19 protein-coding genes are annotated in these 26,198 nt (G+C 63.5%); 11 read left to right on the forward strand and 8 right to left on the reverse strand.

Features of this window, described 5'->3' with window-relative positions:
• Nucleotides 1–7: 7 nt before the first annotated feature.
• Nucleotides 8–1,177, reverse strand: a complete 1,170-nt coding sequence (locus tag AC3FLX_RS02770; RefSeq protein WP_488693620.1) for an acyl-CoA dehydrogenase family protein — start codon at nucleotides 1,175–1,177, stop codon at nucleotides 8–10.
• Between the two features lie 261 nt (nucleotides 1,178–1,438).
• Here AC3FLX_RS02770 and AC3FLX_RS02775 point away from each other — a divergent pair, with 261 nt between their 5' ends.
• Nucleotides 1,439–2,440 carry a tripartite tricarboxylate transporter substrate-binding protein gene (locus tag AC3FLX_RS02775; RefSeq protein WP_488693622.1) on the forward strand — a complete coding sequence of 334 codons (1,002 nt, stop codon included), beginning with the start codon at nucleotides 1,439–1,441 and terminating at the stop codon, nucleotides 2,438–2,440.
• A 62-nt stretch (nucleotides 2,441–2,502) separates the two neighbouring features.
• On the opposite strand, the gene AC3FLX_RS02780 is transcribed toward AC3FLX_RS02775, so the two are convergent.
• Nucleotides 2,503–3,405: a LysR family transcriptional regulator gene (locus AC3FLX_RS02780; RefSeq protein WP_488693722.1), complete on the reverse strand. Its 903-nt coding sequence runs from the start codon at nucleotides 3,403–3,405 to the stop codon at nucleotides 2,503–2,505.
• 135 nt (nucleotides 3,406–3,540) lie between these two features.
• Between AC3FLX_RS02780 and AC3FLX_RS02785 the strand changes: the two genes are divergently transcribed.
• The 4 genes from AC3FLX_RS02785 to AC3FLX_RS02800 all read left to right on the forward strand — a co-directional run bounded on the left by AC3FLX_RS02785 (nucleotide 3,541) and on the right by AC3FLX_RS02800 (nucleotide 10,163).
• Nucleotides 3,541–4,455 carry an SDR family NAD(P)-dependent oxidoreductase gene (locus AC3FLX_RS02785; RefSeq protein WP_488693624.1) on the forward strand — a complete coding sequence of 305 codons (915 nt, stop codon included), beginning with the start codon at nucleotides 3,541–3,543 and terminating at the stop codon, nucleotides 4,453–4,455.
• Nucleotides 4,456–5,305: 850 nt separating this feature from the next.
• The gene (locus AC3FLX_RS02790) at nucleotides 5,306–7,228 is read left to right on the forward strand and encodes a PrkA family serine protein kinase (protein WP_488693626.1); all 1,923 of its coding nucleotides are present in this window, start codon (nucleotides 5,306–5,308) and stop codon (nucleotides 7,226–7,228) included.
• A 70-nt stretch (nucleotides 7,229–7,298) separates the two neighbouring features.
• Nucleotides 7,299–8,573 carry a YeaH/YhbH family protein gene (locus tag AC3FLX_RS02795; protein ID WP_488693627.1) on the forward strand — a complete coding sequence of 425 codons (1,275 nt, stop codon included), beginning with the start codon at nucleotides 7,299–7,301 and terminating at the stop codon, nucleotides 8,571–8,573.
• Nucleotides 8,574–8,624: 51 nt separating this feature from the next.
• A complete protein-coding gene (locus AC3FLX_RS02800) occupies nucleotides 8,625–10,163 on the forward strand; it encodes a SpoVR family protein (protein ID WP_488693628.1) in 1,539 nt (512 codons plus the stop codon).
• Nucleotides 10,164–10,229: 66 nt separating this feature from the next.
• Here the strand turns inward: AC3FLX_RS02800 and AC3FLX_RS02805 are convergent, their stop codons facing one another.
• Nucleotides 10,230–11,405, reverse strand: coding sequence for a helix-turn-helix transcriptional regulator (locus AC3FLX_RS02805; protein ID WP_488693629.1), 1,176 nt, complete (start codon nucleotides 11,403–11,405; stop codon nucleotides 10,230–10,232).
• A 386-nt stretch (nucleotides 11,406–11,791) separates the two neighbouring features.
• The gene (locus AC3FLX_RS02810; protein ID WP_488693631.1) at nucleotides 11,792–14,092 is read right to left on the reverse strand and encodes a mechanosensitive ion channel family protein; all 2,301 of its coding nucleotides are present in this window, start codon (nucleotides 14,090–14,092) and stop codon (nucleotides 11,792–11,794) included.
• Nucleotides 14,093–14,403: 311 nt separating this feature from the next.
• Here AC3FLX_RS02810 and AC3FLX_RS02815 point away from each other — a divergent pair, with 311 nt between their 5' ends.
• Complete coding sequence (locus AC3FLX_RS02815; RefSeq protein WP_488693633.1) at nucleotides 14,404–14,922, forward strand: copper resistance protein CopQ; 519 nt, start codon at nucleotides 14,404–14,406, stop codon at nucleotides 14,920–14,922.
• An 89-nt stretch (nucleotides 14,923–15,011) separates the two neighbouring features.
• Here AC3FLX_RS02815 and AC3FLX_RS02820 read toward each other — a convergent pair whose 3' ends face one another.
• The gene (locus AC3FLX_RS02820; protein WP_488693634.1) at nucleotides 15,012–17,183 is read right to left on the reverse strand and encodes an alpha/beta hydrolase domain-containing protein; all 2,172 of its coding nucleotides are present in this window, start codon (nucleotides 17,181–17,183) and stop codon (nucleotides 15,012–15,014) included.
• A 208-nt stretch (nucleotides 17,184–17,391) separates the two neighbouring features.
• Here AC3FLX_RS02820 and AC3FLX_RS02825 point away from each other — a divergent pair, with 208 nt between their 5' ends.
• Entirely contained in the window at nucleotides 17,392–18,018 is a 627-nt protein-coding gene (locus tag AC3FLX_RS02825; protein WP_488693636.1) for a LysE family translocator, read from the forward strand.
• Between the two features lie 9 nt (nucleotides 18,019–18,027).
• On the opposite strand, the gene AC3FLX_RS02830 is transcribed toward AC3FLX_RS02825, so the two are convergent.
• From AC3FLX_RS02830 to AC3FLX_RS02840, 3 genes are all read right to left on the reverse strand, one after another.
• A complete protein-coding gene (locus AC3FLX_RS02830; RefSeq protein ID WP_488693637.1) occupies nucleotides 18,028–18,702 on the reverse strand; it encodes a histidine phosphatase family protein in 675 nt (224 codons plus the stop codon).
• A gap of 129 nt (nucleotides 18,703–18,831) precedes the next feature.
• Nucleotides 18,832–19,830: a Bug family tripartite tricarboxylate transporter substrate binding protein gene (locus AC3FLX_RS02835; RefSeq protein WP_488693639.1), complete on the reverse strand. Its 999-nt coding sequence runs from the start codon at nucleotides 19,828–19,830 to the stop codon at nucleotides 18,832–18,834.
• A 101-nt stretch (nucleotides 19,831–19,931) separates the two neighbouring features.
• The gene (locus tag AC3FLX_RS02840; protein ID WP_488693641.1) at nucleotides 19,932–20,615 is read right to left on the reverse strand and encodes a TetR/AcrR family transcriptional regulator; all 684 of its coding nucleotides are present in this window, start codon (nucleotides 20,613–20,615) and stop codon (nucleotides 19,932–19,934) included.
• A gap of 170 nt (nucleotides 20,616–20,785) precedes the next feature.
• Between AC3FLX_RS02840 and AC3FLX_RS02845 the strand changes: the two genes are divergently transcribed.
• The 4 genes from AC3FLX_RS02845 (at nucleotide 20,786) to AC3FLX_RS02860 (ending at nucleotide 26,179) form a co-directional block, all read left to right on the forward strand.
• Nucleotides 20,786–21,592: an IclR family transcriptional regulator gene (locus AC3FLX_RS02845; protein WP_488693643.1), complete on the forward strand. Its 807-nt coding sequence runs from the start codon at nucleotides 20,786–20,788 to the stop codon at nucleotides 21,590–21,592.
• A 78-nt stretch (nucleotides 21,593–21,670) separates the two neighbouring features.
• The gene (locus AC3FLX_RS02850) at nucleotides 21,671–23,809 is read left to right on the forward strand and encodes an acetate--CoA ligase family protein (protein ID WP_488693645.1); all 2,139 of its coding nucleotides are present in this window, start codon (nucleotides 21,671–21,673) and stop codon (nucleotides 23,807–23,809) included.
• Between the two features lie 32 nt (nucleotides 23,810–23,841).
• On the forward strand, nucleotides 23,842–24,837 hold the full coding sequence (locus AC3FLX_RS02855) for a Bug family tripartite tricarboxylate transporter substrate binding protein (RefSeq protein ID WP_488693646.1): 996 nt from the start codon (nucleotides 23,842–23,844) through the stop codon (nucleotides 24,835–24,837).
• A gap of 28 nt (nucleotides 24,838–24,865) precedes the next feature.
• Nucleotides 24,866–26,179 carry a DUF1254 domain-containing protein gene (locus AC3FLX_RS02860; RefSeq protein ID WP_488693648.1) on the forward strand — a complete coding sequence of 438 codons (1,314 nt, stop codon included), beginning with the start codon at nucleotides 24,866–24,868 and terminating at the stop codon, nucleotides 26,177–26,179.
• Nucleotides 26,180–26,198: the final 19 nt, after the last annotated feature.

Below are 26,198 nucleotides of genomic sequence, written 5' to 3' on the forward strand. Positions count from 1 at the left end.
TTGGCGGTCAGAACGAACGCGGCAGTTCGAGCACGTGCTCGGCCACGTAGGACAGGATCAGGTTCGTGGAGATCGGCGCCACCTGGTACAGGCGTGTTTCGCGGAACTTGCGCTCGATGTCGTATTCGGCGGCAAAACCGAAACCGCCATGCGTCTGCAGGCAGACGTTGGCCGCTTCCCACGATGCATCCGCCGCCAGCAGCTTGGCCATGTTGGCTTCCTTGCCGCAGGGTTTGCCGGCGTCGAACAGTTGCGCGGCCTTGTAGCGCATCAGGCTGGCCGCTTCCACGTTGACGAAGGACCGCGCGATCGGGAACTGCACGCCCTGGTTCTGGCCGATCGGCCGGTCGAACACGATCCGCTCGCGCGCATAGCCGCTGGCGCGCTCCACGAACCAGTAGCCGTCGCCGATGCACTCGGCCGCGATCAGGATGCGCTCGGCGTTCAGTCCATCCAGGATGTACTTGAGGCCGCGGCCTTCCTCGCCGATCAGGTTCTCGGCGGGAATCTCCAGGTTGTCGAAGAACAGTTCGTTGGTCTCGTGATTGACCATGTTGCGGATCGGCTGCACCGTCAGGCCGTTGCCGATGGCTTCGCGCAGGTCCACCACGAACACCGACAGGCCTTCGGACTTCTTCTTCACCTGGTCGAGCGGGGTGGTACGCGCCAGCAGCAGCATCAGGTCCGAGTGCTGCACGCGCGAGATCCAGACCTTCTGGCCGTTGATCACGTACTTGTCGCCACGACGGACGGCGGTGGTCTTGAGCTTGGTGGTGTCGGTGCCGGTGGTCGGTTCGGTCACGGCCATCGACTGCATGCGCAGTTCACCGGATGCGATACCGGGCAGCCAGCGCTGCTTCTGCGCCTCCGAGCCGTGGCGCAGCAGGCAGCCCATCACGTACATCTGGCCGTGGCACGCGCCGGAGTTGCCGCCGTTGCGATTGATTTCTTCCATGATCACCGATGCCGCGGTCAGCGGCAGGCCGGAGCCGCCGTATGCCTCGGGGATCAGCGCGGACAGCCAGCCGGCCTGCGTCAGCGCCTGCACGAACTCTTCGGGGAATCCGTTCTGTTCTTCGATGCGCTGCCAGTAGGCGGAGTTGAACTGCTGGCAGAGATCGCGTACGGCCTCGCGGATCTCGGGGTAAATCTGGTCTTGGTCCTGTGCAGCATGCATGGCAATGTCCGGTCAATGTCGGGGGTGAGGCCATTATTCCCGAGCCGTCGCCGCAGCAACATTCGCATTTGCTGAAGCGCGGCTTCTGTCCGGCTTAGGGTTTGCGCCGGACGCTCAGGGTTATCCCGTGGCTTTTCCGGGGCCTTGTCCACCCTTCGGCAAATCGGAATTGTGGACCGATGCGATTGCTTTCACGCTGACGCCCTGACGGATTCCAAGTTTGAACAGACGCGTGATACACGCGCAGACAGGAGACATTGCATGACTGTATTCCGGCAATTTTCGGCAAACCTGGCGTGGGCCGCACTGGCCGTGGCTACGGCGGTGGTCACGCCCGGCATCGCGCGCGCGGCCGACCCGTACCCTTCGCGGCCCATCACGATGGTGGTGCCGTTTGCGGCAGGCGGCCCCACCGACGTGGTAGCGCGCTCGGTGGCGGCGGCGATGTCGAAGTCGCTGGGCCAGAGCGTGGTAGTGGAAAACCGGCTGGGTGCCGGTGGCACCGTGTCCGCCGCCTTCGTGGCCAAGTCCGCGCCCGATGGCTACACGATCCTGATCCACCACAACGGCATGGCCACCGCGCCTGCGCTGTACTCGAAGCTGCCGTACAAGCCGCTGACCGACTTCTCGTTCGTGGGTCAGGTGGCCGACGTGCCGATGACGCTGCTCGGTCGTCATGACCTGCCGGCCAACACGCTGCCGGAACTGGTCAGCTATATCAAGCAGAACCAGAGCAAGGTGAATCTGGCGAATGCCGGTCTGGGCGCAGTGTCCCAGCTTTGCGGGATGCTGTTCCAGAAGGCCATTGGCGTGGACCTGCAGACGATTCCCTATCAGGGCACCGCGCCCGCGCTGACTGCGCTGCTGGGCGGCCAGGTGGATATCCTCTGCGACCAGACCACGCAAACGCTGCCGCATATCAAGTCCGGCAAGGTCAAGCTGTATGGCGTGACCACCGCCGAGCGGATTCCGGCGCTGCCCGATACGCCAACCCTGCGCGAGGGTGGGCTGAAGGGCTTCGAGGTCAAGGTCTGGCACGGCATCTACGCGCCGAAAGCCACGCCGCCGGCCGTCATCGACAAACTCAACGGCGCATTGCGCGCCGCGCTCAAGGACCCGGCCGTGATGGCGCGCATGAAGGACCTTGGCGCGGTGATCGTGCCGGCCGACAAGCAGACGCCGGAGGGCCTGCATACCTGGCTGGCTTCGGAGATCGACAAGTGGTCGCCGATCATCAAGGCAGCCGGCGTACAGGCGGACTGACCGCTCGATGCACCCAAGGGTGATCTCCCTCTCCCTTGCCTGGGCGAGGGAGATCACCAGACTCACACCGGTTCCCGCGCCGCTTCGGCCAGATACTGGATCAGCGTTTCCGCGAACTGCGGCAGTTCGCGTCCGGGCCGGCGTACCAGCCGCAGTTCGCGCCGCGCCCATTCGTCTTCGAGCTTGATGAAGCGCAGCACCTTGCGGCTCGCGTAGCGCCGCGCGCAACTGTTCGGCACGATGGCGATGCCCGCGCCGGCTTCCACCATACGGCATACCGCGTCGAAGCTACCCACCTGAATGCGCAGGCTGATGCGCTTGCCCATGCCGCTGGCAATGCGGTCCAGGAACGACTGGATCGCCGACGACTGATTCAGGCCGACGAATCGGCAGGTGTCGAGCAGATCCGCGAAGTGGAGCGCCTTGAAAGCCGGAAGGGGATGATTGACTGGGGCGATGACGATCAGCTCATCGCTGCAGAGCTGCATCGTATCCAGGTCGGCGGTGGCCACTTCACCGGCGACGATCCCCAGATCGGCCGCACCGTTGCCGACGGCCGACACGATATCGGCCGACAGGTGCTCCTCCAGCTCGACATCGACATCGGGGTTCTCCGACAGAAAGCGCGACAACCCGTTGGCCAGGAACGAGTTCGTGGCCGTGGTATTGGCCAGCAGCCGCACGCGGCCCTTGACGCCCTTGGCATAGGGGCGCAGATCGGCGTGCAGGCATTCCAACTGGCGGAACACCTCGCGCGCATGACGCAGCAGTTCGTCGCCGGCCGGCGTCAGGCGCACGCCCTTGACCTGGCGGATCAGTAACTGCGTTTGAAACGCCTCCTCAAGTTGCTTGATGCGCGAACTGGCGGCGGGCAGCGACAGGAAGCTGCGTTCCGCGGCGCGGGTCAGGTTTTCGGTTTCTCCGACGTTGAGAAAGAGGCGCAGGTCGGTCAGGTCGTAGTGCATGGGTTCAGCGAGCGTGAAGCCCACTTTTGTCATTTGTGAATTCCAGAAACTCCGCCGCCAATTTATCGTATCCGCCTCGGCATTAAAACGGGGACCGTTCCGGAACCCGGCAATCTGGTAGCTAAGGAGGCGAAGATGAGTGGAATGATGGCAGGCAAGGTCGTGGTGGTGACGGGCGCGGGCGGCGGCATTGGCCGCGGGATCGCGCTGGGCATGGCCGCTGCCGGTGCGCGCGTGGTGGCCAACGACCTCGGTGTATCGATGAGTGGTGAAGGGGGCGATGCCGGACCGGCACAGCGCGTGGTGGAAGAAATCCGGGCGGCCGGCGGCGAGGCCGTGGCCAATACGGACAGCGTATCGACCTGGGCCGGTGCCAATGCCATCGTCCAGTGCGCGCTCGACAATTTCGGGCGCATCGATGCCGTGGTCAACAATGCCGGCAACCTGCGCGACCGCATGTTCTTCAAGATGAATGAAGAGGAGTGGCGGTCGGTGATCGATGTGCACCTGCACGGCACGTTCTTCGTCAGCCGCGCGGCTGCGAACTATTTCAAGGATCAGGAAAGCGGCGCCTACGTGCATATGACCTCGACGTCGGGCCTGATCGGCAACCTGGGCCAGGCCAACTACTCGGCCGCCAAGCTGGGCATCGCCGCGTTGTCGAAATCGATCGCGCTGGACATGCAACGCTTCAACGTACGCTCGAATTGCATCGCACCATTCGCCTGGAGCCGGATGACCAGCTCGATCCCGGCTGAAACGCCGGAGGAGAAGGCTCGCGTGATGCGCCTGCAAAAGATGGAAGCCGGAAAGATCGCCCCCGTGGCGGTGTTCCTGGCCAGCGATGCGGCCAGCCAGGTCAACGGCCAGATCTTCGCCGTCCGGGCGAACGAGATCATGCTGATGAGCCAGCCGCGTCCGGTGCGCTCGGTGCATACGAGCGAAGGCTGGACGCCAGAGACGGTGGCCGAGATCGCCATGCCGGCCATGCAGGGCAGCTTCTTCAAGCTGGAGCGGTCGCCTGACGTGATCAACTGGGACCCGATCTAAGCCCCGCCAATTCCCCCACAGGCGTGCCGCCGCGCGTTGCAGTGCAGCAATCCGCGCGCGTGGCACGCAATCTGCTCATTCCCCAGTAGTGATGTCGATCAGGTAATTCCGGAACGACGGCGCGCACCTGGACTGTGCGGCACGGGCAAATGCAGACGCAAAGCGGTGCATGCCAGTGCAACGAGGGGCGCCGTCATGCGTGTTGGCACTCTCGCCTCGACAGTGCTGATGCGCGACCGGTGCCCGGCATGCGGCGTGTGGTGGCATGTCGTGATGCTGTCTCGGTGACGTCCATGACAAGCGCAGGGTCATGTGTCATCGATACCGGATGGATGAGCAAGAGGGTACGTGCGATGGCGCACGTCAGTGATGAAACCGGATTGTTCAGGTCGATATGAGAAATCCGGTGCAAATCATGCGTTTGCACGATATCGGCCGCAGTGGTGTCCGCGCACAGTCCTTTCATCATATGTAGGAGTGGGGCGGACAACGATTGTCAGATGTTTCCGGATTTGGTTGGCTCGTTACACAACACGCTGTGCATCATCCGCGCTAAAGGTGTAATGTGTGTCACAAGCATGGTCAATGGCCCGTCGCTGCAGGGTGATGACGCGAGTGTTTGGGCGATGAGATGCATGTCATGAGCGTGCATCGCAATCACTGAACTGACAGACGCCAAAGGCGGTCAACTCCGGATTCACGTCTGCCGTTATTTGACTATGATGAAGTAAAGACTTCGCAACTTGGCAACTCCACCAAGCCGGGGTGGCGGACACGCAAAGTTGCCGCGGAGTCTTAGGGGAGTAGAACTACCTTCGCCTCGGACGTGGGACTCTGACGGGAGTGAGGTATGGACATTTTTGGCCACTACGCCACGCGCTTCGAAGCTCGCAAGGAAGAGGAATACAGCATCCAGGAGTACCTGGAGATCTGCAAGAAAGATCCTGCTGCCTACGCGACTGCCGCCGAACGCATGCTCGCCGCTATCGGACAGCCTGAACTGGTGGATACCCACCATGATCCACGTCTGTCCCGACTGTTCTTCAACAAGGTTATCCGGGTCTACCCCGCGTTCCGCGACTTCTACGGAATGGAGGACACGATCGAGCAGATCGTCGCCTTCTTCAAGCACGCGGCGCAGGGCCTGGAGGAGCGCAAGCAGATCCTGTATCTGCTGGGGCCTCCCGGTGGCGGCAAGTCGTCGCTGGCCGAGAAGCTCAAGGCGCTGATGGAAGAAATTCCCATCTATGCACTGAAGGGTTCGCCCATCCATGAATCGCCGCTTGGTCTCTTCTCGTCGGAAGAGGACGGCAAGATCATGGAGGAGGACTATGGAATTCCGGTGCGCTACCTGAATACCATTCCATCGCCGTGGGCCGTCAAGCGTCTGCATGAATTCAATGGCGACATCACCAAGTTTCGCGTAGTGAAGCTGCGTCCGTCGGTACTGGCGCAGATCGCCATTTCCAAGACCGAGCCTGGCGACGAAAACAACCAGGACATTTCGTCGCTGGTCGGCAAGGTCGATATCCGCAAGCTCGAGGATTTTCCGCAGGACGATCCGGATGCCTATTCGTATTCCGGCGGGCTTTGCCTGGCCAATCGCGGCCTGCTCGAATTCGTCGAAATGTTCAAGGCGCCGATCAAGGTTCTGCACCCGCTGCTGACCGCGACGCAGGAAGGTAACTACAAGGGAACGGAAGGCTTCGGTGCGATCCCGTTCGACGGCGTCATCCTTGCGCACTCGAATGAGGCGGAATGGCAGACGTTCAAGGCCGACAAGAACAACGAGGCTTTCCTTGACCGGATCTATATCGTCAAGGTGCCGTACTGCCTGCGGGTGTCCGACGAGGTCAAGATCTACGACAAGCTGCTGCGCAGCAGTTCGCTGTCGGCGGCGCCTAACGCGCCAAACACGCTGAAGATGATGGCGCAGTTCGCGGTGCTCACGCGGATCAAGGAGCCTGAGAATTCCAATGTCTTTTCGAAGATGCGCGTCTATGACGGCGAAAGCCTCAAGGACGTGGATCCGAAGGCCAAGTCGTATCAGGAGTATCGGGACTACGCCGGTATCGACGAAGGCATGAACGGGCTGTCCACGCGCTTTGCGTTCAAGGTGCTGTCGAAGGTGTTCAACTTCGACAATACCGAGGTGGCCGCCAATCCGGTGCACCTGCTCTATGTGCTCGAACAGCAGATCGAGCGCGAACAGTTTCCGCCGGAGCAGGAAGCCAAGTTGATGTCGTACATCAAGGAGTACCTGACCACGCCGTATGTGGAGTTCATCGGCAAGGAAATTCAGACGGCCTACCTGGAGTCATATTCCGAATACGGACAGAACATTTTCGACCGCTACGTGGTGTTTGCCGACCTGTGGATTCAGGATCAGGAGTATCGCGATCCGAACACCGGTGAAATTCTTGACCGCAACGCGCTGAACGATGAACTTGAAAAGGTGGAAAAGCCCGCGGGTATCTCGAACCCGAAGGACTTCCGCAACGAGATCGTCAACTTCGTGCTGCGGGCACGCGCCAACAACGGTGGCAAGAACCCGGTCTGGACCAGCTATGAGAAGCTGCGGATGGTGATCGAAAAGCGCATGTTCTCCACTACGGAGGATCTGCTGCCGGTGATCTCGTTCAACGCGAAATCTTCGCGCGAAGACCAGGACAAGCACGAGAACTTCGTCAACCGCATGGTTGAGAAAGGCTATACACCCAAGCAGGTTCGGCTTCTGGTGGAGTGGTATCTGCGCGTCAGGAAATCGTCGTAATCAAACCGGACGCGGTCTTTTTCCACGGCGCTTTCTTTTTCTGGCGTCTTAACAGGCGGGCGAACGGCATATGGCTACGGTCATCGATCGGCGCGAGAACGGCGGCAACAAGAGTGTCGTCAACCAGCAACGCTTCATCAAGCGCTACCGCGAGCAGATCCGGCAAGCGGTAGCGAAGGCGGTGTCCGGTCGGAAGATCATGGACATCGAGCAGAGCGGGCAGGTGTCCATCCCAGTCAAGGACATCTCGGAGCCGATTTTTCATCACGGCCAGGGCGGCAAGCGGGAGTGGATTCACCCGGGCAACAAGAAGTTCGTCAAGGGTGACAGCTTTGATCGCCAGCAGCAGGGCAGTGGTGGGAGCGGGTCGCGCGCCAGCGACAGCGGAGAGGGCGAGGATGAATTCGTCTTCACGCTGTCGCGCGAAGACTTCCTGAATTTCTTCTTCGAGGACATGGCGCTGCCGGACCTGGCCAAGCGCCATCTCGCCAAGATCGCCGAGGTGCGCAAGGTGCGTGCCGGCTACTCCATCGACGGCACGCCAGCAAACCTGTCGATCCTGCGCACCATGCGCAGCTCGCTGGGGCGTCGCATTGCGCTGTCGAGCCCATACATGAAGCGCCTGCACGAACTCGAGAGCGAGTACAACGACGTGCTGGAGAAAGAGGGCCCGTACTCCGAACTGGCGGAGGCGCTAATGGAAAAAATGCGCCACCTGCGTGCCCAGGTGGATCGCGTTCCATTTATCGAGAAACTTGACCTGCGTTACAACAACCGGGTGCTCAAGAAGCGGCCCCAGGCGCAGGCCGTGATGTTCTGTCTGATGGATGTGTCGGGTTCGATGGACGAAAGCCGCAAGGACCTGGCCAAACGCTTCTTCATGCTGCTCTATCTGTTCCTGAAGCGGAACTACGAGCGCATCGACGTGATATTCATTCGCCATCACACGGTGGCCAAGGAAGTCGACGAGGAAGACTTCTTCCATTCGCGTGAATCCGGTGGTACCGTCGTTTCCAGCGCGCTCAAGCTGATGGTGGAAGTGATTCACGACCGCTATCCGCCCAGCCAGTGGAATATCTACTGTGCCCAGGCGTCGGACGGCGACAACTGGGCTGGCGATTCCGAGTTGTGCGGTCGGCTGCTGCGCGAATCCATCCTGCCGCTGGTGCAGTACTACGCGTATGTGGAGGTGGCGTCGGAAGAACCGCAGAATCTCTGGGAGGAATACCTCACGGTGAAGAGCCAGTTCGAGCATTTTGCGATGCAGCGCATCATCGGTGCCGACGAGATCTATCCCGTGTTGCACGATCTCTTCCAGAAGCGGGCGGCGTGGCCCGGCAGGTAGCGGCAGCAGGCAAGCAGTAGCATTGTTGGCAGCACGTCACTGGGGAAGTCTATGGCTTATCTATCGACGGGCTCGGAGTGGACCTTCGAGCTGATCCAGCGTTATGACCGCGAAATCGCCCGTATTGCCGGCGAATTCGGCCTGGACACCTATCCGAACCAGATCGAGATCATCACGGCGGAGCAGATGCTCGATGCCTATGCATCGGCGGGGCTGCCCGTGGGCTACAACCACTGGTCGTACGGCAAGCACTTCCTGTCGTCGGAGCGCAGCTACCAGCGCGGCTACATGGGGCTGGCCTACGAGATCGTCATCAACTCCAATCCTTGTATCGCGTACCTGATGGAGGAGAACACGATGCCGATGCAGGCGCTGACCATTGCGCACGCCTGCTACGGGCATAACTCGTTCTTCAAGGGCAACTACCTGTTCCGCACCTGGACCAACGCGGACGCGATCATCGACTACCTGCTGTTCGCCAAGAACTACGTGGCCGAGTGCGAGCAGCGCTATGGCGAGCAGGAAGTGGAACTGCTGCTCGATTCGTGCCATGCACTGCAGAACTACGGCGTGGACCGCTACAAGCGGCCCAAGAAGCTGTCGATCACTGAAGAGCAGGCGCGGCAGGCGGAACGCGAGAACTATTTGCAGTTGCAGGTCAATGACCTCTGGCGCACCTTGCCGAAGCATCGGCCGCATGCCTTGCGCGAGGAAGAAGAGGCGGCGGAATTCGAGGCTTCGTTCCCGCCCGAGCCGCAGGAGAACCTGCTCTATTTCATCGAGAAGAACGCGCCCAAGCTCCAGCCGTGGCAACGCGAGATCGTGCGCATCGTGCGCAAGATCGCCCAGTACTTCTATCCGCAGCGGCAGACGAAGGTCATGAACGAAGGCTGGGCCACGTTCTGGCACTACACGATCATCAACAAGCTCTACGAGGAAAAGCTGGTCAACGATGCGTTCATGCTCGAACTGCTGCAGGCGCATACCAACGTCATCTATCAGCCGCCGTATCACAGCCCTTATTACAGTGGCCTGAACCCGTACACGGTGGGCTTCCTGATGTTCCAGGACCTGCGGCGCATGTGCGAGAACCCGACCGAGGAGGATCGCCGCTGGGCGCCCGAGATTGCCGGCAGCGACTGGCGCGAGACGCTTGATTTTGCGATGCGGAACTTCAAGGACGAGAGCTTCCTGCTGCAGTTCCTGTCACCACGCGTGATCCGTGAGCTGAAGCTGTTCTCGGTGCTGGACGATGACCGCGAGGGCAAGCTGCGTGTGACCGCCATCCACGATGATGAGGGCTATCGGGAAATTCGCCGGCTGCTGGCGACCCAGTATGACCTGTCGAACATGGAGCCGAATATCCAGGTGACCAACGTCGACATCGGCGGCGACCGTTCGCTGACCTTGCGCCATCTTCAGCAGGACCGCCGGCCGCTGGCGCAGAACTTTGACGAAGTGGTGCGCCACGTGACGCGGCTCTGGGGCTTTACGGTGCGGCTGGAAGTGGTGTACGAGGACGGCCGGCGCGAACTCAAGTACGAGTGCAAGCCCGAGCGCCGGCATCAACTACATCGGAAGGCAGCATAAACATAGGCGGCGTCTTTGCTTTCTCCCTCTCTCCCGCGTCGCGCGGGAGAGTTGCACGCGGTGGAATTACCGGCCGCGTCCCTGTCCTCTTGGCCGCGCTGGCGAGCACGCGCCGGCGCGTTCCAGATCAACCCCCGGCAACAGATGCAGCAGCCGCACCAGTTCCGACTGGCGATGCGTGCCGGTCTTGCGCAGCGTATCGCGGATATGCACGCGCACGGTATGCGGTGAGAGGAACTCGCGTTCCGCGATCTCATTGAGCGTTTCGCCGGCCGCCAGGCGGATGGCGATGATGCTTTCCTTGCGCGACAGTCCAAATAGCGATGTCAGCACGCCGGCATCGAGCACCGAGCGCGATTCCGAGTTGCCCAGCAGCATCATTGCCATCGGCAGCTGCCACGGCCCTTCCACGGGCTGACGCGACACCAGCGGCATGACGATGATCGGTACGGGCTGCCCGCCCGACGTAATGTGCATCCAGGAGCCGGCGGCGGCGCCGCCATAGCGGCCGCCGTGCACGGCATTGTCGAGCAGCTTCATCAGCACCGACTGCAACGACTCGGACTGCGCGCATAGTACGCCGTTGTCCAGCGCCAGATTCGAATCCGCCTGCACCAGCGCTTCGGCCCAACTGTTGGCGTAGCGCACCCGCATGTCGGCCTGCAGCGCCATGACGCCGAAGTCGAGCGTGTCGAGACCGGCGAGTCCCAGCGATGCCAGGCCGCTCAGTTCGAAGTTGCGATGCTGCATGCGCGCGGCGCGCGCCCAATGAGGCATCACATGCGCCACGCGCTGATTGCAGTCCAGGCCGTGGCAGCCATTGCAGCCCGGCGTGGCGCTCATCCAGACACAGACGTCATGCGTGTCGAACAGGCGAATGCCATTGGCCAGGCCGTTGCAGTTGAACGGCATAGATGCCGCCGGGTCGGGATCGACCAGCATGCCGGCATGTGCCGTGGCCGCTGCGGAGGCAGTGGCGGTGGCGGCAACGCCCGCGTGCGATGGCAGCGTCCGCATGCTTTCCGGCATGTTGCTGGCATTGGTGTAGCAACCATGAGGCGTGACCCCCAGACGTGCCTGGCCGGCGAGCTTGTCCCATATCAGGTAGCTCGGGCTTGCGGAACACGTGTAGTGGGAAAACAGGTCAAGGGCGGCCGGCATGGCAGCCACGTCCATTGCGGACTCATAGATGCGATCGACCAGACGATAGAAGACGTCGTCGGCAGACAAGTGTTCGCCCATTTCTTTTTTCCCCGGTGGCAAACGCCTTTTTTCCTCACGACCGCTGCGTCGAGGCGCGGTCGTTCTTTTGTATGTGATCACAGTGCCGTGCCGGCATTTATGGGAGCGCTCGGCTGCGGCAATGTGTGTAACGATGATCGTGCATAAACCAGATGCGGGAATATCCCGCAAAGGGAGGGGGCGATGCCGGCATCCGGCGCCACGCCTGCCTTTCCGGCCGTCCATCAGGGCGGCACCAGGCCGCTCCGATTGCGGATCGGCCGCCGAGATAGTAATGCGGTGACCAGCGTATTTCAAACGATTCGGCGCGAAGTTTCAGCGCAAACATTGCGCAAATGCGACAGCCGCGGCCAAGGCACGCCCGGATCTTCACATTCGGGTCGCAATTATCGTGGTTTGCCCTGAGTCGAGGTGACGAGTTCGGCGCCCGCCCCCGCGGCGGCGGTCAGGGCTGCTGCTTCGGCGGCGGCCCCATTGGCGCCGTCGACCTGAACCGTCACGTAGGGCGCGGCCATGCGGATGCCTTCGGCGTCGAAGTTGCGCTTGAGCCGGATGTTGAAGGCGCGCGAGATTTCGGCTTGCGTCAGGGGGCGCGTCTTGAACTGCGCCAGCACCACCTGGCCGTTCGGATCAAAGCGGTCGAGGCCAAGTATGTCGAGGCCGGACAGCAGGTTTCGTGAGTATCGATGGTCGCGTGCCACCTCGGCGCCGGTTTCGCGGATGATTTCCAGCGCACGATCGAAGTCGCTCTGGTATGCGATGGAAACGTTGAACACGGCAAAGGCGTAGTCGCGCGACAGGTTTTTGACGACCTTGATCTGGCTGTAGGGCAGTGTGTGCACCGCGCCCTTGCCATCGCGCAGGCGCAGCGTGCGGATTGTCATGCCTTCCACCACACCAGCGTGGTCGGGCAGTTCGATGGAGTCGCCGATGGCGATCGAGTCCTCGATCACGATGAACAGCCCGGTGATCAGATCCTGCACCAGGCTTTGCGCGCCAAAGCCGATGGCCAGGCCCACCACGCCGGCGCCCGCCAGCAGCGGCGTGACGTTGACCCCCAGGTTGGCGAGTACCGCGATCATTGCCACCACCAGCAGCGCCACGAACGACGCGTTGCGAACCAGCGGAAGAATGGTCTTGGCGCGCATGCTGGGCTGCGCTGCACGATTGGAAGACGGCGTCAGTGACTGGGTGATGGCCGTATCGATCAGCAGCCACACCAGCCAGGCCAGCAGCACCACGCCGATCACGCTGAGCACGGACTCCGTGATATGGCGGCCCAGCACGGTGGAATCGGCAAGCTGCATCAGCGAGGTTCCCCAGATGCGTGCATTGAGTTCCAGAAATGCCAGCCAGATCGCCACGCGCAGCAGCGCCACGCCAAAGCGGCCAAAGCGCTGCAGATAGGCGGAGCGGCGCCGGTCGCGCAGCCGCGGTGCCCGCACCGTCGCCTTGGGCGAGCGGCCCGCCACCAGCGTGAGCAGGATGGCGGCGACGAACAGCGCCACGGTGACCACGGCGCGCCGCAGGAATTCATCGGCCCGGCCGGTGGCCATGATCGTGCCGATGACCGAAGCCGCCACGACGGCAAGCATCGGCAGATACCATGCCTGGCCGGTCATGCGCAGCAGCTCCATCAGGGCAGGATGTTCCTGGCGGTACGCGAACGGACGGAACGCGATGAGCTGGCCGATTGCCCGTCTGAAACGTATGGTGAACACGCCGATCAGCACGGCCGCGAGGATATTGGCGAAGGTGCTGACCAAGGCGGACAGGTTCACGCCCAGCGCCGCGATGACGCGGGCATCGTTATTGGCCTCGCCCAATGCGGCCAGCGCGCCAGTGATGAACAGCAGGATCGGCGAATGCTTGAGCAAGTCGCGCACCGCGTGCTTGCGATGCCCGGACTGGAACACCGCGAAGATGACCTGGCAAACCGCCGACATCAGCGCGCCAGCCACGATCGCGTAGGCCACCAGCACGGCACCCATGCTGGCTGGCGTGCGGCCGAAAACCTTGTAGGCCAGCACCAGGGTAAGCGCGAACGCGACGATCCAAGGGCCGATCCGCCGCAGAAAGTAGATGCCAACGTCTACCCACGATGGCACGACCGGCAGTTCGGTGCGGCGGGCGGAGCGAATCCGGCTGCGGTGCAGCCGGCGCGACAGTTCGAACAGCAGCCAGCCAGTCATCGCCCAGCCGGCCAGAACGATGATGAATTCGCGCCACGATTCGAAGGCGGCGCGCGTATGTCCGATCGTGACCGCCTCGCGCAGCTCCTCACCTGCAAACTTGATGCGCCAGCGCCAGTACTGCCACGGACCACGATCCCGATGCGGCCCGTTATCGATTTCCTGCAGGGCTTGCGCGACTGCGCCGATCAGGCCGGGCGCCGGCGCGCTTGCGTCCGCGACTGGCGCCGAGGCGTCCAGGCCACGGCGCAACGTCTGCAGTTGCGAAACCAGCGCCTGCCGCTCGGCATCGCTCTGTAGTGTGTTGATGACCTGATCAAGTGATTTCGCCAGTGCCTCGCTGGCGGGCGGCGCCGGTGGGGCAGTGTTGGCAGGCGCCTTGAGGGCGTTGATCAATGGCGAGCCGGCGCCATACGCCGCGCCGCTCAGGAGCAGTGTCAGCAGAACAGCCTGGAACCAGGCCAGGATCAGTAGACGGGGGCGCAAGCGTTGCATGGGATGGGGCGCGGGCGTGAGGTGGTCGTCAGTTAGCCTGCATGCGCGTCACTGTAGCGCATTGCGCCACGCCGGCGTCAGGAAGTCGGTTGATGGGCGCTTTCCGAGCGGCATTTCGGGTGGGTTCCATTGATTCAAAAAAATTGAACAACTAGTCCGCGAATTGATCACTTTCCAGTGGCGGTGCAGGCCTATAGTTCTGTTCATGGACGACGCCCAACGCAGACGTAGCAGAGCAAAACCGAAGCGCAGCGAGTCGAAGCCATTCACACAAACTGAATAACACTGCATCGCATTTACGGAGAGAAATCATGACCAAGACCACCGCCCTCAAGATCGCTTCGACCCTGGTTCTGTCGCTGGCCGCCCTTGGCGCCGCTCAGGCAGAGACCGTATCGGCAGACAAGTATGGCTACACGTTCCGTACCACGGCTTCGGCTGACACCTACGGATATGAATTCCGCACGCACGACGCCTTTACCGATGGCGCCCGCACCGGCAAGCTCGACACCTTCACCGAAGGCGCCCGCACGGTAGCAGGCCTGGACAAGGCTGGTGTGTCGGCAGCGCCGGGCCGCGCAGCCGATCCGTATCTGGACGGTGCCCGCAGCGCTGACCCCTATACCGATGGCGCCCGCACGGTAGCCGGGCTGGACAAGGCTGGCGTGTCGGCAGCGCCGGGCCGTGCAGCTGATCCGTATCTGGACGGTGCACGAAACGCCGATCCCTATACCGACGGTGCTCGCTTCGTGGCTGGTCTTGACCTGACCGGCGTGTCGGCCGAGCCTGCCCGCAGCTTCGACCCGTACCTCGACGGCGCGCGTGCATGATGGCCGTTACCCAAGACAAAAAAGGCGTTACGTAACCCGTAACGCCTTTTTTGTTTTCTGAGTTCCGACCGTGCCGTGCGCCTCGTGGCTCAGGGCAGCACCGGATTGGCCACCGCGCGCGCGATGATGGCGTCGGCATCCCGTTGCAACAGGAATCGTTGCGTCACGAGGTCATTGGCCGCTGCCGTCACCGCCGCCACATAGCCGGCCTGGTCGGTGTACAGCGATTCCAGCGAAGGGCGGCCATCGCCCGCCGCCAGTCGCGCGGCTTCCGTCTTGTGAAACGGGATGAAGGAGCCGGTGAGATTGGACAGGTCGACAATGCCCGGTGTGGCCACATAGTTGAACTCCAGGCTGGTGCCGATTGGCGCGCGTGCTTCCACGCTATGAATGCCCGCGCGCGGAATACCGGTGGACGGGTCCGTCTGCGGTACCAGGATCGCGTAGTCGCGGTTCAGATACGCGGGCGGCAGGACCGTGGCGATACCCGATTCATCCTCGCGCCGGTACTGTGGGCCGAAGTCCAGCAGCGGATAGCCGTTGTAGCGCGCCAGGTACTGGAAATCCGGAATCGTCGTCGCCACGCCGGAAACTGGCCAGCTCGCCCCTTTCATCACCGGCAACGTCAGGCTCGCGGGCCGCACCAGCGTGCCGTTGGCCAGCGCGGGAACCTGGCTGGCCGGCGGTGCCGTGTTTCGCACCACCCAGTCCTCCAGATCGATGAACAGCGCACGGAACGTGTCGTTGTGATGGATCACCGTGCCGGCGGGATAGACATTGCGGGTCGGCACAAACGAGATGCTGGCGCTACCACCCGCGCCCCCGTGCTGGGTGCCGGTGTAGTAGAAGATGCGCACGTTGTCCGGCTGCTTCAGGTCCGTGAATCCGTTGGCGTCGGTCAATACCGGCGACCCCTGCAATTGCCAGAACTCGGTGCCCGACAGGCCAAGGAAGAACTTCGGACAGGTTTGCGTGGCGGAGCAGCGCGCCATCACGCCGCCCGTCTTGCCGGCAATGTCGTCGACATAGTTCGCATCCAGGCCACGCGGCGCGGTCTGTCCGAATGCCGTGTGATCGGTGCGCAGGCCGCCGCCGCCGCCGGGCACCGCGAACCGGGTGTTGATGTTGGTCTGGCGCGCCGCCACATGGGCGTAGATGCCGTCGAACACCTTCGATCCATCGAGCGCATGGTTGAAGCCCAGATGCAGGAATGTCTTCATCGCATTGCCGGACTGCGAAGTGCCCTGGCCGATGGCGTACTGGATGCGTCCCGCGAGCGGGTTCGGCGTACCAGCGCTATCCACCGGACGATTGCGGAAAAAGCTGACCGTATCGCGCAACGCGGCCAGGCCGACGCCCATGACCTTGGGGTCCTTGGCGACATAGACGAGTTCGTAGAGGTACTGCGGATCGAAGCCGCCGCGCAGACAGATGTTGGCCCCATCGGCGGTGCCGGGGAACGGATTGCCGGCGTCGCACCGGGCGAACTTCCAGTCGCTGGCGGGAATGGCGACGCGCGGATCGGTTTCGTTGGCGCGCCGGGTCAGCGAGTATCCCGGCAGCGTGTTGTCGAGGCTCGCCGGTGCGTACGGCAGCATCGTGCCGTTGAATACGCCACCGGGCAGCGACATCATTGGCGTGGCAGTCGTGGGCACCAGCTCTGACCGGTAGGTGCCCGTGATCGACGTGCCATCGGTGTTTCTGGCCACCGGAACCGTCACGGTCAGGCGGGCCGGGGTGGACTTCGGCACGTCGCCCTGCCACGCGGAGTACAGCAGCACGTAGCCGCGCTCCAGGTAGACGGCATCGCCCGGCGTGACGGCCGGGTTGGGCATCGTCAGGATGTTGCCGCGGTTCGGTGCGTCGTAGCGCAATACGCCGCTGGCCTTGCTCATGTCCTTGGGCTTGAGCATGACGAAGTCGGCCGTGTATTCGACCATGCCGTTGGCGTTCACCGGCGCAAGTGCAAGGTCCTGGATGATCGCGTTCTTCGGATCCTTTGGATCGACTTCGCCGCTAACCGTGCCGCTGACCTGTTCATACTGGCCGACGCTGCCATAGGTACCCGCGAACGCCTGCGTGCCGGTGATCTTCAGCGTCAGCGCCGGCGTGCGCGCGGGGGGTGATCCGTTGCCGCTGTTGCCAGCGTTGCTGCCGGTTGTGCCGCCGTTGTCATCGCTGCCGCCGCAACCTGCCATCAGCGATATCGCCGCCGAAAGGGCGAGCGCCGCCGCGTGCCGCCCATGTGCACGTGCTTCCATCGATGTCTCCTCGTCTTTGTATTTGGATGGCCGTCCCAGTCGTGCACGGTCGTGCAGGCAGAGAGGCGACTCGAATATAGGCGGCGCGGATTGTGCTGATAAATTGATTGTTTGAATGGATTGATCGGTCTTGCAGAAAGGTCGTGACGATGCCGGAATGCCGCCGCATTCAGCTACCATGACGGCTTCTTTTGTCGGAGCCGCTCACATGCCACCGCTCGAAACACTGCTGCCTTTTCTGGGTATTGCCATTCTTCTGAGTCTGGCGCCGGGGCCGGACAATATTTTCGTGCTGCTGCAGTCGGCGATGCATGGCACGCGAGCGGGGCTGACCGTGGTGCTGGGTTTGTGCACGGGCTTGCTGGTGCACACTGCGGTGGTGGCAGTGGGATTGGCCGCGCTGCTGGCGGCGTCGGTGGTGGCGTTCACGATCATCAAGATCGTGGGCGCGCTCTATCTCGTCTATCTGGCCTGGCAGGCGTTTCGTGCCCCGGTCGGCGAAGTCAATGCGTCGGATGCCGCCGTCAAGCCGGTCAAGAATATGTACCTGCGCGGCGTGGTCATGAACCTGACCAATCCCAAGGTGGTGATTTTCTTCCTGGCTTTCCTGCCGCAGTTCGTCAACGCGCAGCAGGGCCACGTTGCCTTTCAGCTGATGGTGCTGGGCTTTGTATTCATCCTGGCCACGCTGCTGGTGTTCGGTTCCATCGCGTGGTTTTCAGGCGTGTTTGGCCGCATGCTGATGCGTTCGGCGCGCGTGCAGCGCGCCGTGAACTGGTTTGCGGGAACGGTCTTCCTGGCGCTGGCGGGCAAGCTTGCGCTGTCGCAGCGATAGGACGTCCGCTCAGGCGAACGTGATGGCGCGGCGCCGCTCGGGCAATTCCAGGTGCGGCACGTTGTTGAAGCTCAGCAGGCGCTGCGTGCCGCGTCCGACAATCAGCTCGCAGAAGCCCGTATTGCGGAATTGCAGATTCAGTTCGATGGCGGTCTGCGTGGGAGCGCCGAGCAAATCGGCGATGGCCCGGCCGATCGCGCCGCCCGAGCTGACCACCAGCAGTGCATCTTCGCGGGCCGCACCTTCGGTGGCCGTCGACAGCGCAGCCTGCATGCGCGTACCGAAATCTCCCCACGACTCCGGCATACCGGTGAGCTGGTCCTGCGTCCAGGCCGCAAACGCGGCACGGAACGTGCGCCAGTAGTCCTGATAATCGCCATTCTGATGGGCGCGATGGTCGGCACCGTTGGTGAAGCTGCGATAGAGCGCTTCGCCGTCGTATTCGTTCAGGCCGCTGTGGGTGTCGATCGCGGTGCCCACCGCGCCCATGCCGCTCAATATTTCGGCGGCGGTGTCCTGCTGGCGCACCAGTGAACCGGCCACCACCCGTTTGAACTGCAGGCCCCGGTCCTTGAAGTATTCGCCAAGCCACCGTGCCTGCTGGCGGCCGACGTCCGACAGGCAATCGTAATTGGCGGCGCCAAACGAGGCTTGTCCATGACGGACCAGGAAGAGCGTGGCCATGATCGGAATCTTAAGAAGGAAATGCCGCAATTCTAGATCGATGAACCCGGCGGACCCAGCAAGTCGCGCCGGAATTCATGATGGCCATTGTTCCGCTGCATGCCATGCAGCGGAAGCGTCGCGTGGATGTCAGTCCAGCGTCACGCCGGTATCGGCGGTCAGCTTGAGCACCACCGGCAGATAGGCCTTGTAGGCGCGCTCGGCCTCGGCTGGCGTGTTGCCGATCGGCTCGGCACCCATTTCGTCGATCTTTGCCTGCATCTCGGGCGTCTTGACCAATGCCGACACTTCACGACCCAGGCGCTCGACGATGGCGTCGGGTGTTTTCGCCGGGGCGAGCAAGGTCGTCGGGCCAACGAGCTTGTAGGCCGCGTCGCCATACCCGGCTTCGCCAAAGGTCGGCACATCGGGCAGCGCCTTGGCGCGCGTGGTACCCGCCACGGCCAGCGGGCGCAGTTTGCCGGCGGCGATGTGCTGGCGCAGTGTGGTGACCGATCCGATCGTCACGTTGACCTGCCCGGCCAGCAGATCCGTCACCATCGGCCCCTCTCCGCGATATGGCACGTGCAGGATATCCACGCCATAGGTCTTGTCCATATAGGCCTGGATCGTGTGCGGCTGCGTGCCGGGTCCCCATGAACCCATGCGCAGCTTGCCCGGCTCTTTCTTGGCGTAGGTGATCAGCTCGTTGACGGTCTTCACCGGCACCGCGCTATTGACGGCCAGCACCGTGCGGGCCATCGCCACATCGGAGATCGGGCGCAGATCGGTGCGCGGATCGTAAGGCAGCTTCTTGTAGAGCGCGAGGTTGGACGTGATCGGACCGGGGATCGTCATCAGCAGCGTGTAGCCGTCTGGAGCCGATTTGGCGACGAAGTCGGTGCCGATGATGCCGCCCGCGCCGCTCTTGTTTTCCACGACCACGGGCTGGCCGAGCCGTTTGGAAAGCCCGTCCGCCACCTGGCGCGCCAGCGTGTCGGTCAGCCCGCCGGCCGGATAGGGCACCACCAGACGGACCGGCTTGTTGGGATAGTCGCCCTGCGCGAATGCCGCAAGCGGTATCAGCGACAGCGCCGCACAGGCGGCGCGTGCCGCCCACTGCCGGCGCGGCGGCGTGGTTTGCTTCATGGTGTGTCTCCTCGTTTTTATGCCCGGTCTGTTGGGTGGACATGCCGCTATGGCTGCGGCTGATGCGGGCGGGTGAACGGATGAAGCGAGGGAAAAACGGGTCAGGCGTCGATGCCAAGGTAGCTGCTGACCATGCGCGCCATTTCCACGGGCAGGCGTTCATCGTCTAGCGGTAGCGGTCCGGGATTGTTGAGCACGGCATTGACCAGCATCCCGAACACCATCTGCATCGCAAACCGCACGCGCAGCTCCGCGTCCTCGGGCGGGCCGGGCAGGCGCGGCACCAGCAGGATCACCAGCCGCTCGATCAGTTCCTGGCCATTCTTCTGATGTGGCAGCCATTGCTCCGGATGGGTCGTGGCGTGCTTGAGCGAAGCGCGGATGATGCCGCGGTTATTGCGGCAGCCGTTGACCATGAAGCGCATGGTCTTTTCGATGATCTGGCGCACCGGGGCTTGCTGCCAGCGATGCTCGGCCATGTAGCGCGCGACCGAGGCGTCGGATTCCTCCATCACCGACGCACGCAGCGCGTCGAAGAACGCCATCTTGTCGCGGAAGCGGCCATAGAACGCGCCTACCGACACCTGGCACGCGGCAGCGATCTGCGCGACCGATACGGCGGCGAAATCACGCTCGGCCAGCAACTGGCGGCCCGCCGACAACAATGCGTGCTCGGTTTCGCGCGCACGGCGCTGGCGCGGCGGCTGCAGGATCGATGTCGTATCGACGCGCGGAAAGGCGGGGTTGGTTGCGGCGGTATCGGCACTGGGAACTGATGCTTGCATGGCGCTTTTCCGTATTCGAATTCGGATTCGGTTTTGCACCTTACGTTTTGGCGCTGCGGACCGTCAAGTCAGGGTTTACGATCTGAATTTCCAATATATGGAAATTCATTCCGCTTTTTGACACGATCCGGAATCGACGCTCACACTGGAAACCAGGAGACGAGATGCCCATGAACACCCCGGTTGAACAATTCATTGCCGAGCGCCGCCGCGAGGACCCTTCGTTTGGCGGGCTGCTGGCCAAGGGATTCGCGCTGCTGCGCTGCTTTATCGACGACCCGCGCCCGCTGGGCAACGGCGAACTGTCCGAGCGCCTGCAGTTGCCGCGCGCCACGGTGTCGCGCATCTGCCGCACGCTGTTCGAGCTGGGCTACCTGGATTGGGACCCCAAGCTCGACAAGTATTTCGTTGGCGCCCAGGTGCTGGCGCTCGGCTATCCCTACCTGGCCGGCCTTCAGGTTCGTCATCTGGCGCGTCCGTTGATGCAGGCGCTGGCCAATCAGGTGGAAGGCGCCGTGTCGATGGGCGTGGCGCACCGGCTCGATGTGACGTACCTGGAGTCGTGCACGCATATGGAAGGCACGTCGGCGCGGCCGGCCGTGGGGGCCGTGCGGTCGGTGCTGACGACGGCGATGGGCCGGGCATTTCTGTGCACGTTGTCGAAGGGCGAATTCGAGAAGCTGATGATGCTGGCGCGCACGGAGCGCGCGCAGGAGTTTGCCGTCTGCTACGACACCGTTTGCCACAACGTCGCGCACTACCCGAAGCGCGGCTTCACGCTCAATGAGGGCGATGCCGGCGAGGACATCCACGGCGTGGGCGTGTATTCGCGCATCACCTATCTGAACCGGCCGTTGCTGTTCAACTGCGCCTTGCCCGGCCTGCGGGTCAAGCGCGGCATGCTGGAAAAGCGCGTGGCGCCGCTCTTGCGCGAGATGGTCAGATCGATCGAGAACATGGCTGGCGTGGGACGCTAGCCGCCGGCGCGCGGGCCCGGTTTGCCCGCATGGACAGAACGCCGTGGCACGTACTACGGCGTCATCGACGGAGACACCATGCTGGATTTGCAGCCCTTGTTGTGCCCGCGATCGATTGCCGTGATCGGCGCGTCGACGCAGTCCGAGAAGGTCGGCGGCGTGCCGGTCCGCCTGCTTGCCGAGCTTGGCTACGGCGGCCGCGTATTCCCGGTCAATCCCGGTGCCGGAACCGTGCAGGGGCTGCGCGCCTATGCGTCCGTGGCTGACATCGGCGAGCCGGTGGACCTGGCCATCGTGGCGGTGCCCGCGCCGGCCGCGCCCGATGTGATGGCGCAACTGGGACAGGCCGGCACGCGCGCGGCCGTGGTGTTCACGTCCGGGTTTGCGGAAGTCAGCGGTGGCGACGCCTTGCAGCACGCGCTGGCCGCGCAGGCGCGTGCGCACGGCGTGCAATTGCTGGGGCCGAATTGCCTGGGCGCGATGAACTTGCGCGAGCGCATGTTCGCCACGTTCTCGCCGATTCCGTTCAGCGGCGTGCCACCCGTGGGCGAAGTCGGGCTGGTCAGCCAGAGTGGAGCGTTCGGGGCCTATGCGTTCGCGCTGGCGCGTGAAGCCGGCCTGGGTCTGAGCCACTGGGTGACCACGGGCAATGAAGCGGGCCTGCAGGTGGCCGATGTAATCGAGTGGCTGGCAAACGATCCGCAGACGCGCGTCATCCTGGCTTATATCGAAGGCGCGCGCGACGGTACGCGACTGCGCCGGGCACTAGCCGCAGCGCGCAGCGCAGGCAAGCCGGTGGTGGTTGCCAAGGTGGGCACCACGGCGGCTGGTGCAAGTGCCGCGCAATCGCACACGGCCAGCCTGGCAGGCGAAGACGCGGTGTATCAGGCCGTGTTCGACGAATACGGCGTGCATCGCGCGCACACGCTGGAAGCGTTCTTCCGGCTGGGCTATACGCTGGCGCGCGGCCGTCGCCCTGCCATCTATCACTCGACTTCCGGCATGCCGGCGGATGCGGTGGCCCCGGTGGCCATCGTCACGGTCTCCGGTGGTGTCGGCATCATGATGGCCGATAGCGCCGAATCGCTGGGGCTGCCATTGCCGCCGATGCCTGACGCCGCTGCCCAGACACTGCGCGCGGCAATTCCATTCGCCAGCACGGCCAATCCCATCGACGTCACGGGACAGGTGGTGGCACAGCCGCAGATATTCGTTGATGCACTGGCCAACGTCGCACGGTGCGGTCAATACGGCGCCGTGACTGCCTTTCTGGCGGGCGGTGCCAATGCACCGCGCGTCTGGGCCGCGCTGCAGGATACGGTGGCGTCTCTGAACGCAGATCGTCAGGCCGCACCGCTGCTGATCTCGGGCGTGATGGACGACGACAAGCGAGCCTGGCTGGAAGCGCGCGGATGCCTGGTATTCCGCGAACCGGCGTACGCGATGGAGGCAGTCGCCGCACTGGCCAAGGCCGCCGCAATGGAGACCGCGGCGCAGCGGGACGATATTGCCGGGGACCCGCAGGTAATGCCGGCGGACGTTCCCGCTGATGCGAGCGCGCTGTCGGAGGCCGAGGCCATGACGCTGCTTGCTGAGGCTGGCGTTCCCGTCGTGCCGCATGGCGTCGCGCGCGATGCCGACGAAGCCGTGCGCATCGCCGATTCGATCGGCTATCCGGTGGCCGTCAAGATCTGCTCGCGCCAGATACTGCACAAGAGCGATATCGGTGGCGTGGTGCTCAATCTGCCGGATGCCGATGCGGTGCGCGCCGCGTTCTCGCGGGTCCGGCAAGCCGCATCCCAGGTGCGCGATACGCAGAATAATCCGGTGCCGTTCGACGGCGCGATCGTCGCGCGCATGGCGCGTGGCTGGGGCGAAATCATGGTGGGCGTGCGGCGTGACCCGGTATTCGGCCTGGTGGCGCTGGCCGGCATGGGCGGCACGGCCGTGGAAATCTTCCGGCAACTGGCGTTTGGCCTGGCGCCGCTGTCACGCCAGCGGGCGCGGGCAATGCTGGTGCAGAGTCGCGCCGCCGCGCTATGCATGGGACACCGTGGTCATCCCGCCATCGACCTCGATGCCGCGGCCGACGTGCTCGTGAACGTGTCTCGCGCAGCCGCCTCGGTCGGCGACCGGCTCGACACGCTGGAGATCAACCCATTCATCGTCGGCCCCGACGGGCTGGTGGCGGCGGATGCGGTGATCACGCTGCGCTGAGCGGCGTTTCCAAAACGATACGGAGACAGAAGATGCGATCAGCGTTTCGCAGGACGCGACGCGCCATGACGGTGTGGCTGGCCGTGGGCGTCGCTGGCTGGACGGTGCTGCCCGGTGCCCGGGCTGCCGACACATGGCCGGCAAAGCCGATTCGGCTGGTGGTGCCGTTTCCACCCGGCGGCGGTACCGATGTAGTTGGCCGCATGGTAGCCGCGCGCTTATCGACGGTGCTGAAATCGACCGTGGTGGTGGAGAACGTGGCCGGCGCAACCGGCACGATCGGCACGGCGCAGGTCGCGCGTGCCGCGCCCGATGGCTACACCATCGTGCTCGGCATATCGGCCACGCATGCCATTGCACCGGCCATCTTTCCGAAGCTGCCCTATGACCCGCTGCGAGACTTCGTGCCGATCGGCCGCATTGCATACGGTGGCAATGTGCTGGTGGCCAATCCCACGTTTCCGGCTAACGACGTACGCTCGCTGATCGCGGCGGCAAAGCAGCCCGGCGCGGACCTGGCGTATGGATCATGGGGGCAGGGCTCGGGCGGCCATCTGGCCGGAGAGAGTCTGAACGTATCCACCGGTGTTCATCTGCGGCATGTGTCTTACAAAGGCGTGGCGCCGATGCTCAACGACGTGATGGGCGGCACGGTACCGATCGCCATGTCCGATCTGGCCGGCACGTTGCCTTTGATACGCAGTGGCAAGGTGAAGGCGCTGGCCGTAACAGGGTCCGAGCGCTCGGACGCACTGCCCGACGTGCCGACACTCGCGGAATCGGGCATCGCGTTCAAGGTCGATAGCTGGTACGCGCTGTTCGCGCCGGCCAGGACGCCGGCCGCGATCGTCGGCCGGCTCGAAGGCGCCATGCTCGAAGCCATGCAGGACGGCGCACTGCGATCCCAGATCGCCGCAATGGGCATGCGCTATGCGCCAGTGTCGCGCGCGCAGTTTTCCAGCCAGATGCGCGATGACGTCAAGGCGTGGGCCGCGCTCGTGAAATCGAGCGGCGCCGCGCTGGAATGAACGCAAGACTCCCCTACGAGATATCGACATGAACCATCCCACCTTTCCCGCCTTCGCCGCACCCATGCACGCCAGCCCGCAGGAGGCGCTGGTCGCCGCTGCCGCATTACCGCTGGTGATCTATGGCTACCCGTTGATCGAAACGCTGCGCACCTGTCGTTTGCAGACTTCCGTGGACGCCCCGACGCGATATGGCCGCGCGCCGATGAACACGCTGTCGGCCAGTGAGCGACAGTGGACGCACGAAGACCGCGACATCGTGACGCCAGCCAACGATCTGCTCTATTTCTGCGGCTGGCTCAATCTGGCGGACGGCCCGGTGACCATAAACGTGCCGATACTGCCCGATGCGGACCGCTACTATGTGGTCGAGTTGCTGGATGCTCACACCAACAACTTTGCCAACCTTGGGCCGCGCAATGTCCCGCTGGAAGGTGCGCGCGTGGAGATTGTCGGGCCAGGCCAGCGTGGCAACGGCGTGCATACGGTGCAGGCGCCGACATCGCTGGTATGGGTGATCGGCCGCGTGCTGGTCACTGGCCCCGAAGACCTGGCGCGCGCCTATGCGTTCGAGCAAGGCTTCCAGGTCGTGCATTGCGCCGGTGTGGCGCGGCCCGCAAGCGTGGCGCAGTGGCAGGACACAGGCGACGCCGCCGTGGATTTCTTTCAGAACCTGTTTCGCGCGATGCGCGACTTCCCGCCAGCCCCTCACGAGCAGGGACTGTTCACGCTGCTGCGCAAGGTGGGCCTGCGGCTCGAAGACGACGTGGAGATTGCCACGCTGCGGCCATCGATTGGCGACGGGCTGCGCAGTGCGTATGCGCAGGGCATGACGTTGATCGAAGCCCATACCCGCAGCCAGGGAAACAAGGCCTGGGGCTACAGCCTGAAGCTGGGCGCATATGGCGACGACTGGCTGCTGCGCGCGTGCACGGCGATGAAGGGGCTAGGTGCGCTGCGCGCGGATGAGGCCGTCTATGCCATGTCCGATTTCGATACGGATGGCGAGCGTCTGCATGGGCAGCATCGCTATGCGCTGCGCTTTCCTGTCGGCATGTTGCCTCCGGCCGACGCGTTCTGGTCCGTGTCGCTATATGGAGAAGACCGTTACTTCACGGCCAACGAGATTGGGCGCTATGCGCTGGGCGATCGCACGCCGGGAGTGCGCAGGGAGGCGGACGGTTCGCTGGTCATCACCATCCAGCACGCGCGTCCAGCCGACGAGTCCAACTGGCTGCCAGCGCCTGAAGGCAACTTCTATCTGATTCTGCGGCTGTACCACCCGACGGCCGGCTTTATCGCCGGGAAATACAGGATTCCAGCCGTGCAGCGGATTGGCTGAACACAAGAATATCGATAAC

This window comes from Cupriavidus sp. 291-E7, from assembly GCF_057798835.1.